This is a genomic window from Bosea sp. NBC_00550, assembly GCF_026020075.1.
GTDB lineage: Bacteria > Pseudomonadota > Alphaproteobacteria > Rhizobiales > Beijerinckiaceae > Allobosea.
Map to the genome: position 1 here is coordinate 2,830,922 of NZ_CP102772.1, position 12,489 is coordinate 2,843,410.

Here is a 12,489-nt window from a genome sequence, read left to right on the forward strand (position 1 = left end):
GGGCGGGCTTTTTCGTCGCATGCAGGAGCTTACATCGCATCGCCAACGCGGAACGGGTCTGCCTGCCCGGAGCCCGGGCAGGCATTGCGCCTCGGCGAATGCTATCTGAGCACGATGTAGAATGCCTCGGCGAAGCTGAGATCCACCATGTCGCCCCGGCGGAGCTTCTGCAGATTCGCCTTCACGTCAGGGTCGGTGACGGTGAGCGAACGCGGGCCGAAGGGGCCGACATAGCTCACGACGCTGTTGGCCGCGTCGAATCGTTCGAACCGCGCCGTCAGCGTCACCGACCGTGCGACGAATTTTTCTGGCAGGTTCTGGAACGACGGCGCGCTCGCCGCCTCGGTGTAGGTGATCCTGGGCTTCGCACCACGCTTGTTGCGCCGGACGTCGACGACAACCCCCTCGACCCGGTTGATCTCGACCATGTCTCCCTCGCGGACATTCTCAAGATTGCCGAAGACCGGCGGAACGTCGACGAGCCATCGATAGCCGCGCTGCTCGACGACCACCGCGCGGTTGGGCGGATCGACCGACACGACGCGGACGGTAAGGCGCTCGATATCGACCGGGCCCACCCCCGCGACGATCACTGTTCGGCTGGTAACCTCAGGGGTGGTGGCGCAACCGGCCGCCCCCAATGCGATCGAAATCGCAACAATCAGACCAATATGCTTCGACATGGAAACCTCTCCGCTAAGAAAGCAACTCCGGGTCAATTCTAGCATCTTGTCGCGGATGATAGCCGCAGGAGCAGTAGTAGAGTCTTCCGCCGAGAGTTTCAGCCAAATTCTTGCGGGTGCTTATCCAGATAAATCCCGAGCCCTGAACCGGTAAATTTCGGACCTTCCAGCCCGGCCATTCGAGGCACGAGGCTGGTCGTGCGCCCCTCCGGCGGATCGAATCCGATCACCGGCTTTTCTCGAAAACCAGCCTTGACGACATCTCTGTCGTTCGTGAACTCGTCCCTCGAATCCACGCGGAATACCGGCCAGAACGGCGCCAGATCTGTAAAGCGCTCGTGCGTCACGCGATCCGAGAGGGGTCGTCGGAGGTTGCCTCTCAGCGCCCTTGAGGCATCGCGCCAGCCGTATACCCCACATTAACCTTGCTGGATGCTTAACTCATTGCGGAGCATGTGTTCCGTGGGAAACCCCGTTTCGGCCCATCTTTCGCCGGATTCGCGCGCGATTGACGGGGTACGGCATTTCCCCGGATCGCGAAACGGGCGGCGGCGTGGGTCTCCCGCGACGCGAGCGGCGGGGTTTGGATCGGGGCCATGGGCCTTGCAGGCTCGGCCGTCGGTCGTACCGCCTGGGTGAGAAGGATGACAGGATGAACCCCGCCGACGTTGCGCAGGCCGCGCCGCAGATCGACATGTCGTTCTGGACGCTGTTCTGGCATGCTCACATCGTGGTCAAGCTGGTGATGCTGGGCCTGATCGGCGCCTCGATCTGGTGCTGGTCGATCATCATCGACAAGACGCTGCTCTATCGGCGCACGCGCAAGGACATGGACGCCTTCGAGGAGGTGTTCTGGTCCGGCCGCTCGCTCGAGGAGCTCTATCGCGATCTCGCCGGCAAGCCGGTCAACGACATGGCCGCCGTCTTCGTCGCGGCGATGCGGGAGTGGAAGCGCTCCTTCGAGAATGGCGGGCGCTCGGTCGCCAGCCTCTCGCAGCGCATCGACAAGGTGCTGGACGTCACCATCCAGCGTGAGACCGAACGGCTGGAATCGAAGCTCCTCGTGCTCTCAACCATCGCCTCGGCCGCGCCCTTCATCGGCCTCTTCGGCACGGTCTGGGGCATCATGCATTCCTTCACCGCCATCGCGGTCTCCAAGAATTCCTCGCTCGCGGTCGTCGCCCCCGGCATTGCCGAGGCGCTCTTTGCCACCGCGATCGGCCTGTTCGCCGCGATTCCCGCGCTGATGGCCTACAACAAGCTCCAGGCCGAGGTCGCCAAGGCTCAAGGCCGGCTCGAGGCCTTCGCCGACGAGTTCTCCGCGATCCTGTCGCGGCAGATCGACGAGCGCATGGCGGCTTGAGGGGCTGAAAGCATGGGTATGTCCGCCGCCACAGGCGCAAAGGGCTCAGGCCGCCGGGGTCGACGCGGGCGCCGCCACGGCGCCATCGCTGAGATCAACATGACGCCGTTCATCGACGTCATGCTGGTGTTGCTCATCATCTTCATGGTCGCCGCGCCGCTGATCGCGACCGGCGTGCCGCTCGACCTGCCGCAGACCGGCGCCAAGCCGATCAACGTCGACCAGAAGCCGGTCACCATCGCCATCGACAGCAAGGGCCAGATCTTCCTGCAGGACCAGCCGACGCTGGAGCCGGATCTGGTCGCCAAGCTGCAGGGCCTGGCGAAGCAGGGCTTCGACGAACGCATCTATGTGCGCGGCGACAAGCTGGTCGACTATGGCCGGGTCGCCTCGGTGATGTCGACCATCACCTCGGCCGGCTTCAAGCGGGTTGCGCTGGTCACCGAACCGGCGAGCCGCTGAGAGCGAAGAAAGCAAGGGTGTTCAGGGCGTGAAGCTTACGACCTCCGAACCTGGCATGCTGGTGTCGGCGCTCGGCCACGCGACGGTCCTCGTCGCGGGGCTGCTGGCGTTCGCCTCGCCGGCGCCGCTGCCGGAGAACGAGGAGGCGATCGCCGTCGAGATCATCGATCCCAACGCGCTAAACCAGGTCACGCGCGGCGAGCGCAGCGCCGAGAAGGTGCAGGCCCAGCCGACGCCCCGCGCCGAGCGCCAGTCCGAGACGGTCGAGCGCAAGGAGGCCGGCGAGGCCAAGACCGACACGCCCGCCCCGCCTTCACGTCCGCCCGAGCTGAAGACCGCCGACGACAACGCTTCCACGCCTCTGCCGCCGACCCGCTCAGTCGAACTGCCGAAGCCCGAGGCCAAGCCGCCCGAACCCGCCAAGCAGCCGCCGCAGAAGAGCGAGGCCGCCGCCGCGCGCGAGGCCGAGCAGAAGCGCGAGGAACTCGCCAAGCTCGCCGAGGAGGCCGAAATCGCCTCCAAGGCGAAGCAGGCCGAGGAAGAGGCGAAGGCCGCCGCCAAGGCCAAGTCGGAAGCGGAAGCCCAGGCCGCCAAGCGCGCGGCTGACGCAAAGGCCAAGGCCGAGGCGCTCGCCAAGGCCGAAGCCGACAAGGCCGCGAAGGAGAAGGTCGAAGCCGCCGCCAAGGCGAAGGCAGAGGCCGAGCAGAAGGCGAAGCTCGCCGCCGAGGCCAAGGCCAAGCAGGAGGCGGAAGCCAAGGCGAAGCGCGAAGCCGAGATCGCCAAGAACTTCAACGCCAGCGATATCGCCAAGCTGCTCCAGTCGAAGGAGAAGGCGCAGTCGTCCGGCTCCTCGGCGCCGCAGGTCAACCGCACAGCCTCGCTGGGCACCGAGCGCGGCGCCTCGCAGAAGCTCAGCCCCTCGCTTCGGGCCCAGCTCATCGGCATCATCCAGGACCAGCTCCTGAAGTGCTGGAACGTGCCGATCGCGCTCGCCAATGCGCATGGCAACGGCAATATCGTGCCCTCGGTCCGGATGAAGCTGAACACCGACGGCTCGCTCGCCGGCCAGCCGGGCGTCATCAACTCCTCCGCCGACCCGCTTTTCCGCGTCGCCGCCGACTCGGCGCTGACCGCCACCCGCCGCTGCGCGCCATTGCGCATTCCGGCTCAATTCGCCTCTTATTATGACGATTGGCGCGATGTCGTCGTCAATTTCGACGCAAGGGACGTCATGTGACCCCGATGATCGACCGTACCCCCCTCCCCTTCCTCACCGCCGCTCCGACCCGCCGCCGCCTTCTGGCGACGGCCGGTGCCGCGCTGCTGGTGCCCACGGCTGCCCGCGCCGAACTCGTCATTGACCTGCGCGGCGGCGCGTTCCAGCCGATGCCGATCGCCATCGCCGACTTCGCCGGCGAAGGCGGCGTCCTCGTCTCCGGCGTCATCACCAACAACCTGAAGCGCTGCGGCTACTTCACGCCGATCGACAAGAGCCGCTTCCCGGAGGCGAACCCGCCCTTCGACGCGGCGCCCCGCTTCGACGCCTGGAAGGCCAGCGGCGTGCAGGCGCTGGTGACCGGCCGAGTCGCGCGCGAGGCCGGCCGCATCCGCGCCGAGTTCCGGCTCTGGGACGTCGCGACCGGCACGCAGACCGACGGCCAGCAATATTTCACCGACCCGAGCAATGCCCGCCGCGTCGGCCACATCATCTCGGACGCCATCTTCAGCAAGGTCACCGGGCTCGGCGGCTTCTTCGACACCCGCGTCGTCTTCGTCGACGAATCCGGTCCGAAGGAAAACCGCCGCAAGCGCCTCGCCATCATGGACCAGGACGGCGCCAATGTGCGCTTTCTCACCAATGGCGACACCTCTGTGGTGACGCCGCGCTACTCGCCGGTCTCGCAGGACGTCACCTTCATGACCCAGCGCCAGGGCGAGCAGCCGCGCGTGCAGGTGCTCAACATCGAGACCGGCCAGCGCCAGGTCGTCGGCAACTTCCCCGACATGAGCTCGAGCCCGCGCTTCGCGCCCAACGGCCAGCGCGTCGTTCTCTCGCTGCAGCAGGGCGGCAACGCCAATCTCTATGCCATCGACATCGGCTCGCGTTCGACGACGCGGCTGACCTCGACGGCGGCGATCGACACCTCGCCCTCCTATGCGCCCGACGGCTCGAAGATCGTCTTCGAGAGCGACCGCGGCGGCCAGCAGCAGCTTTATGTGATGTCGTCCGCCGGCGGCGACGGCCAGCGCATCTCCTTCGGCCAGGGCCGCTACTCGCAGCCCTCCTGGTCGCCGCGCGGCGACCTGATCGCCTTCACCCGCCAGGGCGGCGGCGGCTTCGCCATCGGCGTGATGCGCCCCGACGGCTCGGGCGAGCGCATCCTGACCGAGGGCTTCCACAACGAGGCGCCGAACTGGGCCCCGAACGGCCAGTACCTGATGTTCTTCCGCGATCCCGGCGGCCAGTCCGGCGGCAAATTGTACATGGTGGACATCACCGGCCGCGTCGAAGTGCCGGTGCCGACCCCGGCCTTCGCCTCCGACCCGACCTGGTCGCCCCTGCTGACCGCGGCGCGCTGAGGCGAACTGGTTTTCCTCGGAAACACGCCGTCATCCCGGGCTTGACCCGGGATCCATGCCGGAGCGCTGCCGATCAAGGTTCAGGCATGGATCTCGGATCCACGCTTCGCTCCGGCCGGCATGACCCAAAAAGCCGCCCGATGATCTCGGGCGGCTTTTGCTTTTGCGATGCTGCCGGCTCAATCGCGATAGGCCGGCTCCTCGGCGTCGAGCTGCCGGCGGATCGAGGCCAGATGCAGGCGCGCCGATTCCGGGTCACCCTCGCGCATCTGCCGATAGGCCGCCTCGGCGATCTCCGGCTTGACCGGCAGCACCTGGCGCCCCGTCGAGAGCGCGAGAGCCTGAACTTCGCAGGCGCGCTCCAGATAATAGAGATCGTCCCAGGCCTCGGCGATGCTCGGCCCGAGCACCATGACGCCGTGATGCTTCATGAAGACGATATCGGCCCCGCCGACCGCAGCCGCGATGCGGTCCCCCTCGCGCTCGTCGAGGGCCAGCCCGTTATAGTCCCGGTCCACGGCCGTGCGGCCGTAGAACTTCAGCGCCGTCTGCCCGGCGAAGATCAGCGGATCGCCCTCGGTCATCGAGAGTGCCGTCGCGTAGGGCATATGGGTGTGGAAGGCGACCTTGGCGCGCGGGATGTTCTTGTGGATCCGGGCATGGATGTAGAAGGCGGTAGCCTCGGGCTCGCCCTCGCCGGACACGACATTGCCGTGGAAGTCGCAGATCAGCAGCTTCGACGCCGTCAGCTCCCGGAAGGCCCAGCCATAGGGATTGACCATGAACAGGTTGTCATAGCCCGGCACGAGCGCGGAGAAGTGATTGCAGATCCCCTCCTCGAAGCCATAACGCGCCGCCATCCGGAACGTCGCGGCAAGGTCCCGGCGCACCTCCCATACCACCTCGGAGTCGAGGTCGGGCTGGTTCGGACCGCGGATGGGCGCCGTGCTCGCAGCGCCGGACTTGAGGGAATGGGCCATCGCGATCTCCGGTCGACGGGAAGGCGGAAACGAAGCAAGCATCGAGCCGACGCTTGCGGAACGATAGGGCCGGCCCGGCGAAACAGGCGCTGCAATTGCTCCGCCGATTTGCAAGCTTCTTTCGTGGCCCCGATGAAGGCGTCGGCATGCTCCACAATCGACCCGCAGCCGGCGGCCCGGCATCCGATGTGTCCGCCGCACCACATCCGCTGGCGGAAACGCCTTTCGCCATAATTGGTTAACCATACGCCCTAATGCCGCCACTTCGCCTTGTTCTGGCAAGGTCTCGTTTAGGTTGACGCTTCATTGATGGAGCCATGCGAAGCCCTCTTCGAAGCGCGCCGCCAAAAGATTTGATCGCCCGGAGTTCAGCCATGATGACCACTCTCTTCACCGGCGGCCGTGCCGTCCGTTTCGCCGCCGCCATTGCCGCAACGCTCGCACTCGGCGCCTGCGCCAAGGATCAGAACGCGGATGCCTCGGGCTTCGGCGCCGGCGGCGCCGCGACGCCCGGCAGCGCGCAGGACTTCGTCGTCAATGTCGGCGACCGCGTCTTCTTCGAGACCGACTCCACCGACCTGACCTCCACCGCCACCACCACGCTCGACAAGCAGGCCGGCTGGCTGCAGCGCTATCCGCGCTACACCTTCACGGTCGAGGGCCACGCCGACGAGCGCGGCACGCGCGAGTACAACTATTCGCTCGGCGCCCGCCGCGCCCAGACGGTGCGCGACTACCTCGCTTCGCGCGGCATCCAGGCCAACCGCATGCGCACCATCTCCTACGGCAAGGAGCGCCCGGTCGCGGTCTGCAACGACATCTCCTGCTGGTCGCAGAACCGCCGCTCCGTCACGGTGCTGGACGGCGCCGGCGGCGCGCCGGGCGTCTGATCGCAGCGAAAACGCACAATAAAAAAGACCCCGGACGGCGACGTCCGGGGTCTTTTCGCTTATGGGCGAATTGCTGTCATTCTCGGGCGAAGCGAAGCGAAGCGCAGACCGACCCGAGAATCTCGGACAGAAAGAGGCGCCTTTTCTTCCGGAGATGCTCGGGTCAAACCCGAGCATGACGACGCGTGGTCTTTCTCAACCCGCCGGCGTCGGGATCAGGCTCTTGGCGACGCCCTCGATCCGCTCGGCCGCCGCGACGAGCGCTTCCGCCGCACGGTCCTCGACATCGCTCAAGCGCTGGTCGGCGGCACCGGCATCGCCCCGTATCGCGGCATGATCGGCCTCGAGCCGCGCCAGCCTCTGCCTGAGTTCATGCACCTCGTCGGCCACCATCAGCGCCGCCATGACATGCAGCCGCATGTCGCCGATCTCGCCGAAGGCCTGCCGCATCTCGCCGATCTTGTCGTCATAGAACTTGGCCAGCCCCTCCAGATGCGGTTCCTCGCCCTCACCGCAGGCCATGCGGTACGCCTTGCCGGCGATCATGACGTTGACTTGCGGCATCCGCTGTCCTGCCTCTCTGTCTAGCTCGCTTCGGGCTCGGCCGGCTGCTGCGCCTGCACGCGGTCGATCACGGCACCGATGACGTTCATCGCCCGCTCCAGCCGCTGATCGACATCGGCCGCCGCAGTCTCGACATGGCCGAGCCGCGCCATCGCGCCGTCGAGATCGGCCGCGAGCCGCGCCCGATCGTCCTGCATCAGCGCCAGTTCCGTTTCGAGATTGCCCCGGCCGCGTTCGGATTCGATCCGCCGCCGCGCCGCCGCCTCGAGCTGCGCAAGCGCGCCGTCGAGACGCGCCAGCGCATTGTCCAACATCAGGCTCGCCACCATCGCTCTCCTTTCAGACCGAAGCCGGCTCACACGATTCGTGACTGAATTTACAGCAGAACGCCGGAAAACAGGAATCGCTCCGAAGACCCGGAAGCACCGCCTCGCAGGCACTTGCCCGCCATGCTTCAGACGCCGTCTGCGGAAAACCGGCAAAAGCCAGCCCCTGCGACCTCGAAAGCCGGATTCCGCGAATTGACTCGACCCGAGGGCAAGGCCTAATCCACCCGTCCTTTTCGAAGCTTGCCAAGCCAGCCAGCAACACTTCCAGCAAGCCCTCCCGCCTGCCCCATGCCGGCTCGGAGCGGCCCTCCCGCCCGCCAGACGGAGCCTGTGATCACCATGACCACCATCGACCGTGCCCAGCACAACAAGCTCGCCAACGCCATCCGCGGCCTGGCGATGGACGGCGTCGAGAAGGCCAAGTCCGGCCATCCCGGCCTGCCGATGGGCGCCGCCGACGTCGCCACCGTGCTGTTCACCCGCGTGATGAAGTACGACGCCGCCGATCCGCGCTGGCCCGATCGCGACCGCTTCGTGCTCTCCGCCGGCCATGGCTCGATGCTGCTCTACGCCTTGCTCTATCTCACCGGCGCGCCGGGCATGGCGCTCGACGACCTCAAGGCCTTCCGCCAGGTCGGCTCGAAGACTCCCGGCCATCCCGAGAACTTCGAGACCGCCGGCGTCGAGACCACCACCGGCCCGCTCGGCCAGGGTCTGGCGACCTCTGTCGGCATGGCGATGGCCGAGCGCATGCTCGCCGCGGAGTTCGGCAGGAAGGTCGTCGACCACCACACCTACGTCCTCGCCTCGGACGGCGACCTGATGGAGGGCATCAGCCAGGAGGCCATCGCGCTGGCCGGCCACCAGAAGCTCAACAAGCTGATCGTGCTCTGGGACGACAACGGCATCTCGATCGACGGCCCGCTCTCGATTTCCGACAATGTCGATCAGGTCGCCCGCTTCAAGGCCTGCGGCTGGCGCTCGGAGCGCGTCGATGGCCATGATCCCGACGCCATCGAGGCGGCCATCCGCCGCGCCCAGAAGTCCAACAAGCCGACCATGATCGCCTGCAAGACCGTGATCGGCTTCGGCGCGCCGAAGAAAGCCGGCACCTCCAAGGCCCATGGCGAGCCGCTCGGCGCCGAGGAGCTCGCTGCCGCCAAGCAGGCGCTCGGCATCACCGGCGGCGCCTTTGAGGTCGCGGCCGACCTGCTCAAGGCCTGGCGCGGCTTCGGTGCGGCCGGCACTGCCGCCCACAAGGAGTGGAAGGAGCGCTTCGCGACCCTGTCCGAGCGCAAGCGCGGCGATTTCGAGCGCCGCATTGCCCATACCGTCCCGGCCAAGCTCGACAAGACGATCCTCGCCCACAAGAAGGCGCTGATCGCGGCGCCGCAGGCCGTCGCCACGCGCAAGGCCTCGGAGCTGGCGCTGGAAGCGATCATCCCGGTCATGCCGGAGCTGGTGATGGGCTCGGCCGACCTGACGCCGTCCAACAACACCCGCACCAAGGCCGCCGAGGATTTCACGCCCAAGACCCCCAAGGGCCGCTATGTCCGCTACGGCATCCGCGAGCACGGCATGGCCGCGGCGATGAACGGCATCACCCTGCATGGCGGCTTCCGCACCGCGAGCGGCACCTTCCTGGTCTTCGCCGACTATGCCCGCCCCGCCATGCGCCTCGCCGCGCTGATGGGGCTGCCGGTCGTCTATGTCATGACGCACGACTCGATCGGCCTCGGTGAGGACGGCCCGACCCACCAGCCGGTCGAGCACCTCGCCTCGCTGCGCTCGATGCCGAACATGCGCGTCTTCCGCCCGGCCGACACGATCGAGACCGCGGAAGCCTGGCAGGCCGCGCTGGAGCGCACCGACGGGCCGACGGTCCTCGCCCTCTCGCGCCAGAACCTGCCGCAGCTGCGCACCGACGCCACCGCGAAGAACCGCTCGGCGGCCGGCGCCTACGAGCTGCTGGCGGCCGAGGGCGGCAAGGCCCAGGTCTCGCTCTTCGCCTCGGGTTCCGAGGTCGAGCTCGCCGTCGCCGCCCGCAAGCTGCTGGCCGAGAAGGGCGTGCGCGCCCGCGTCGTCTCGGTGCCCTCGCTGGAGCTCTTCCTGGCGCAGGACGAGGCGACCCAGGCCGAGGTCGTCGGCAGCGCGCCCATCAAGATCGCAGTCGAGGCCGGCGTGCGCTTCGGCTGGGATGCGGTGATCGGCCATGACGGCACCTTCGTCGGCATGCACTCCTTCGGGGCGAGCGGCCCCTACAAGGAGGTCTACAAGCACTTCGGCATCACGGCGGAAGCGGTCGCCGAGGCGGCGATGAAGAAGCACAACGCCTGATTTTCGATAGAACGGGCTGAGATTCCCAGATCGGGTCTTGCGTTCGGCCATGCTTTGGCCGAATTGCCCGCGTGGATAGCGACGGCTGCGCCGGTTCGCTCGGCGAAGGAGAGGAAGACATGACGGTCAAGGTGGCGATCAACGGCTTCGGCCGCATCGGGCGCAACGTTCTGCGGGCGATCATCGAATCGAAGCGCAAGGACATCGAGGTCGTGGCGATCAACGATCTCGGCCCGGTCGAGACCAACGCCCATCTCTTCCGCTTCGACTCCGTCCATGGCCGCTTCCCCGGCACGGTGACCGTCTCCGGCGACACGATCGATGTCGGCCGCGGCCCGATCAAGGTCACCGCGATCCGCGATCCCAAGGACCTGCCGCACAAGGCCCTCGGCGTCGACATCGCCCTGGAATGCACCGGCATCTTCACCACCCGCGACAAGGCGGCGGCCCATCTCGCCGCCGGCGCCAAGCGCGTGCTGGTCTCGGCGCCCTGCGATGGCGCCGACCTGACCGTCGTCTTCGGCGTCAACCAGGGCGAGCTGACCAAGGATCACCTCGTGGTCTCGAACGCCTCCTGCACGACCAACTGCCTCGCGCCGGTCGTGCGCGTGCTGCATGACGCCGTCGGCATCGACAAGGGCTTCATGACCACGATCCATGCCTATACCGGTGACCAGCCGACACTGGATACCATGCACAAGGATCTCTATCGCGGCCGCGCCGCGGCAATGTCGATGATCCCGACCTCGACCGGCGCCGCCAAGGCGATCGGCCTCGTCATCCCCGAGCTCAAGGGCCGTCTCGACGGCACCTCGATCCGCGTGCCCACCCCGAACGTCTCGGTCGTCGACTTCAAGTTCATCTCGAAGCGCAAGACCTCGGTCGAGAAGATCAACGACGCCATCGTCAAGGCCTCGAAGCGCGGCCCGCTCCGGGGCATCCTCGCCGTCACCGACCAGCCGAACGTCTCGATCGACTTCAACCACGATCCGGCGTCCTCGACCTTCGCCCTCGACCAGACCAAGGTCATGGACGACAAGTTCGTGCGCGTGCTGTCCTGGTACGACAACGAATGGGGCTTCTCGAACCGCATGAGCGACACGGCCGTCGCCATGGGCGCCCTGCTCTGATCCATCGCCGCCATACCTCCGAAAGGGGGTATGGTGCATGAAAGCGGGGCCGCAAGCCGCTCGCGGCGCGGCCCCGTCATTTCCGCCAAGCTACGGAGAGCCTATGGCCAAGATCGAGCCGACCGTCATGTCCCCGGCGCCCACCGACGCGCCAGCCGTGACGCCGCCCCCCGCATTCAGCCCCGCTCCCGCAGCCGCGACGCAGCCGCCGGCCGCTCCGGCCGTCATTGTCGGCTCTGCCGTGCCGGCCTCTGCCGAAACCGCAGCGAAGTCCGATCCGCGCCAGCTCGACCAGCTCTCGCGCATCGAGGAGAAGGCAGCCCGCATCGAGGAGAAGTTCGCGCGCTACGAGGCCGTGCTGACCCGCGCCGAGGCCTCGCTGGAGCGCAGCGCCCATAAGGTCGACGCCGCCGCCGGCACCATGGATTTCGCCGCGATCCGCAACGAGATCGCCGCCCTGCGCAATCGCATCGACGCGACGCCGCGCGCCGGCACGCTGTTCATGACCGCGATCGTCACCTCGGTGCTCACCGTCATCCTCACCATCCTGGTGCTGAAGTTCGGCGTGCCCGGCCTGTTCGGGGGTCTGCTGCCGCGATGAGCTTCCGGGACGTCGCCCTTCTCGCCGAGCCGCGCAGCCTGCGCTGGCGGCCGGTCGAGGGCATCGGACTGGAGCATTTCACGCTGCGCGGCACGCCGGCCGGCATCCGCGCCGAATCCGTGGTGATCGGCGAGCGCGGCGGCGGAGAGCCCTACGGCGTTTCCTACGCCATCGATTGCGATCCGGGCTTTGCCGTGACGGCCTTGACGATCGCGACCACCGATGGGCGCCGCGTCTTCCTGGAGCGGCGCGACGGCATTTGGCGCGATGTCTTCGGCGAGCACCTGCCCGCTTTCGACGACTGCGTCGACATCGACCTCGCCGGCACGCCCTTCACCAACACGCTGCCGATCCGCCGCGAAAGCTGGCAGCCCGGCCAGAGCCGCGAATTCGCGATGCTCTACATCCCCTTCGACAGCTTCGTGCCGCGGCTCGACCGGCAGGTCTACACCTGCCTGGAGCCGCGCCTGTTCCGCTATCAGGCGGCCGACCGCAGCTTCGAGGCCGAATTGCCTGTCGACGATGACGGCCTCGTCCTCGATTATCCCAGCCTGTTCGAACGCATCTGAA

14 protein-coding genes are annotated in these 12,489 nt (G+C 67.3%); 9 read left to right on the forward strand and 5 right to left on the reverse strand.

Annotated elements, in window-relative coordinates; translation table 11 throughout:
• Positions 1–101: 101 nt before the first annotated feature.
• Together NWE53_RS13600 and NWE53_RS13605 are read right to left on the reverse strand one after the other, a co-directional pair.
• Positions 102–683 carry a hypothetical protein gene (locus NWE53_RS13600; RefSeq protein ID WP_265054779.1) on the reverse strand — a complete coding sequence of 194 codons (582 nt, stop codon included), beginning with the start codon at positions 681–683 and terminating at the stop codon, positions 102–104.
• A 98-nt stretch (positions 684–781) separates the two neighbouring features.
• Positions 782–1,030, reverse strand: coding sequence for a hypothetical protein (locus tag NWE53_RS13605; RefSeq protein WP_265054780.1), 249 nt, complete (start codon positions 1,028–1,030; stop codon positions 782–784).
• A gap of 305 nt (positions 1,031–1,335) precedes the next feature.
• Between NWE53_RS13605 and tolQ the strand changes: the two genes are divergently transcribed.
• The 4 genes from tolQ to tolB are packed head-to-tail and all read left to right on the forward strand — an operon-like array spanning position 1,336 to position 5,088.
• Positions 1,336–2,046, forward strand: coding sequence for a protein TolQ (gene tolQ, locus NWE53_RS13610; protein ID WP_265054781.1), 711 nt, complete (start codon positions 1,336–1,338; stop codon positions 2,044–2,046).
• Positions 2,047–2,058: 12 nt separating this feature from the next.
• On the forward strand, positions 2,059–2,508 hold the full coding sequence (locus NWE53_RS13615) for an ExbD/TolR family protein (RefSeq protein ID WP_265054782.1): 450 nt from the start codon (positions 2,059–2,061) through the stop codon (positions 2,506–2,508).
• Between the two features lie 28 nt (positions 2,509–2,536).
• Positions 2,537–3,745: a cell envelope integrity protein TolA gene (gene tolA, locus NWE53_RS13620; protein ID WP_265054783.1), complete on the forward strand. Its 1,209-nt coding sequence runs from the start codon at positions 2,537–2,539 to the stop codon at positions 3,743–3,745.
• Between the two features lie 5 nt (positions 3,746–3,750).
• Positions 3,751–5,088: a Tol-Pal system beta propeller repeat protein TolB gene (gene tolB / locus NWE53_RS13625; protein ID WP_265054784.1), complete on the forward strand. Its 1,338-nt coding sequence runs from the start codon at positions 3,751–3,753 to the stop codon at positions 5,086–5,088.
• Between the two features lie 179 nt (positions 5,089–5,267).
• Here the strand turns inward: tolB and NWE53_RS13630 are convergent, their stop codons facing one another.
• The gene (locus NWE53_RS13630) at positions 5,268–6,068 is read right to left on the reverse strand and encodes an aldolase (protein ID WP_265054785.1); all 801 of its coding nucleotides are present in this window, start codon (positions 6,066–6,068) and stop codon (positions 5,268–5,270) included.
• 377 nt (positions 6,069–6,445) lie between these two features.
• Here NWE53_RS13630 and pal point away from each other — a divergent pair, with 377 nt between their 5' ends.
• The gene (gene pal / locus NWE53_RS13635) at positions 6,446–6,958 is read left to right on the forward strand and encodes a peptidoglycan-associated lipoprotein Pal (RefSeq protein ID WP_265054908.1); all 513 of its coding nucleotides are present in this window, start codon (positions 6,446–6,448) and stop codon (positions 6,956–6,958) included.
• Between the two features lie 195 nt (positions 6,959–7,153).
• On the opposite strand, the gene NWE53_RS13640 is transcribed toward pal, so the two are convergent.
• Together NWE53_RS13640 and NWE53_RS13645 are read right to left on the reverse strand one after the other, a co-directional pair.
• Positions 7,154–7,522 (reverse strand): cell division protein ZapA, encoded by a 369-nt coding sequence (locus NWE53_RS13640; protein ID WP_265054786.1) that lies wholly within the window; start codon positions 7,520–7,522, stop codon positions 7,154–7,156.
• A 20-nt stretch (positions 7,523–7,542) separates the two neighbouring features.
• Positions 7,543–7,848, reverse strand: coding sequence for a DUF4164 domain-containing protein (locus tag NWE53_RS13645; protein WP_320109574.1), 306 nt, complete (start codon positions 7,846–7,848; stop codon positions 7,543–7,545).
• Positions 7,849–8,190: 342 nt separating this feature from the next.
• Here NWE53_RS13645 and tkt point away from each other — a divergent pair, with 342 nt between their 5' ends.
• The 4 genes from tkt to NWE53_RS13665 all read left to right on the forward strand — a co-directional run bounded on the left by tkt (position 8,191) and on the right by NWE53_RS13665 (position 12,488).
• Positions 8,191–10,188, forward strand: a complete 1,998-nt coding sequence (tkt, locus tag NWE53_RS13650; protein ID WP_265054787.1) for a transketolase — start codon at positions 8,191–8,193, stop codon at positions 10,186–10,188.
• Between the two features lie 119 nt (positions 10,189–10,307).
• The gene (gene gap, locus NWE53_RS13655; RefSeq protein WP_265054788.1) at positions 10,308–11,318 is read left to right on the forward strand and encodes a type I glyceraldehyde-3-phosphate dehydrogenase; all 1,011 of its coding nucleotides are present in this window, start codon (positions 10,308–10,310) and stop codon (positions 11,316–11,318) included.
• A gap of 103 nt (positions 11,319–11,421) precedes the next feature.
• A complete protein-coding gene (locus tag NWE53_RS13660) occupies positions 11,422–11,919 on the forward strand; it encodes a hypothetical protein (protein ID WP_265054789.1) in 498 nt (165 codons plus the stop codon).
• Positions 11,916–12,488 (forward strand): putative glycolipid-binding domain-containing protein, encoded by a 573-nt coding sequence (locus NWE53_RS13665; protein ID WP_265054790.1) that lies wholly within the window; start codon positions 11,916–11,918, stop codon positions 12,486–12,488. Before NWE53_RS13660 ends, NWE53_RS13665 begins: the two co-directional genes overlap by 4 nt.
• Position 12,489 lies beyond the last annotated feature (1 nt).

Bases quoted from the DNA above. Each gene is read 5' to 3' on its own strand.
- tkt (WP_265054787.1), top strand. From the start codon at position 8,191: ATGACCACCATCGACCGTGCCCAGCACAACAAGCTCGCCAACGCCATC.
- NWE53_RS13665 (WP_265054790.1), top strand. From the start codon at position 11,916: ATGAGCTTCCGGGACGTCGCCCTTCTCGCCGAGCCGCGCAGCCTGCGC.
- tolB (WP_265054784.1), top strand. From the start codon at position 3,751: ATGATCGACCGTACCCCCCTCCCCTTCCTCACCGCCGCTCCGACCCGC.
- NWE53_RS13660 (WP_265054789.1), top strand. From the start codon at position 11,422: ATGGCCAAGATCGAGCCGACCGTCATGTCCCCGGCGCCCACCGACGCG.
- NWE53_RS13640 (WP_265054786.1), bottom strand. From the start codon at position 7,522: ATGCCGCAAGTCAACGTCATGATCGCCGGCAAGGCGTACCGCATGGCC.
- gap (WP_265054788.1), top strand. From the start codon at position 10,308: ATGACGGTCAAGGTGGCGATCAACGGCTTCGGCCGCATCGGGCGCAAC.
- NWE53_RS13615 (WP_265054782.1), top strand. From the start codon at position 2,059: ATGGGTATGTCCGCCGCCACAGGCGCAAAGGGCTCAGGCCGCCGGGGT.
- NWE53_RS13630 (WP_265054785.1), bottom strand. From the start codon at position 6,068: ATGGCCCATTCCCTCAAGTCCGGCGCTGCGAGCACGGCGCCCATCCGC.
- tolQ (WP_265054781.1), top strand. From the start codon at position 1,336: ATGAACCCCGCCGACGTTGCGCAGGCCGCGCCGCAGATCGACATGTCG.
- pal (WP_265054908.1), top strand. From the start codon at position 6,446: ATGACCACTCTCTTCACCGGCGGCCGTGCCGTCCGTTTCGCCGCCGCC.
- NWE53_RS13600 (WP_265054779.1), bottom strand. From the start codon at position 683: ATGTCGAAGCATATTGGTCTGATTGTTGCGATTTCGATCGCATTGGGG.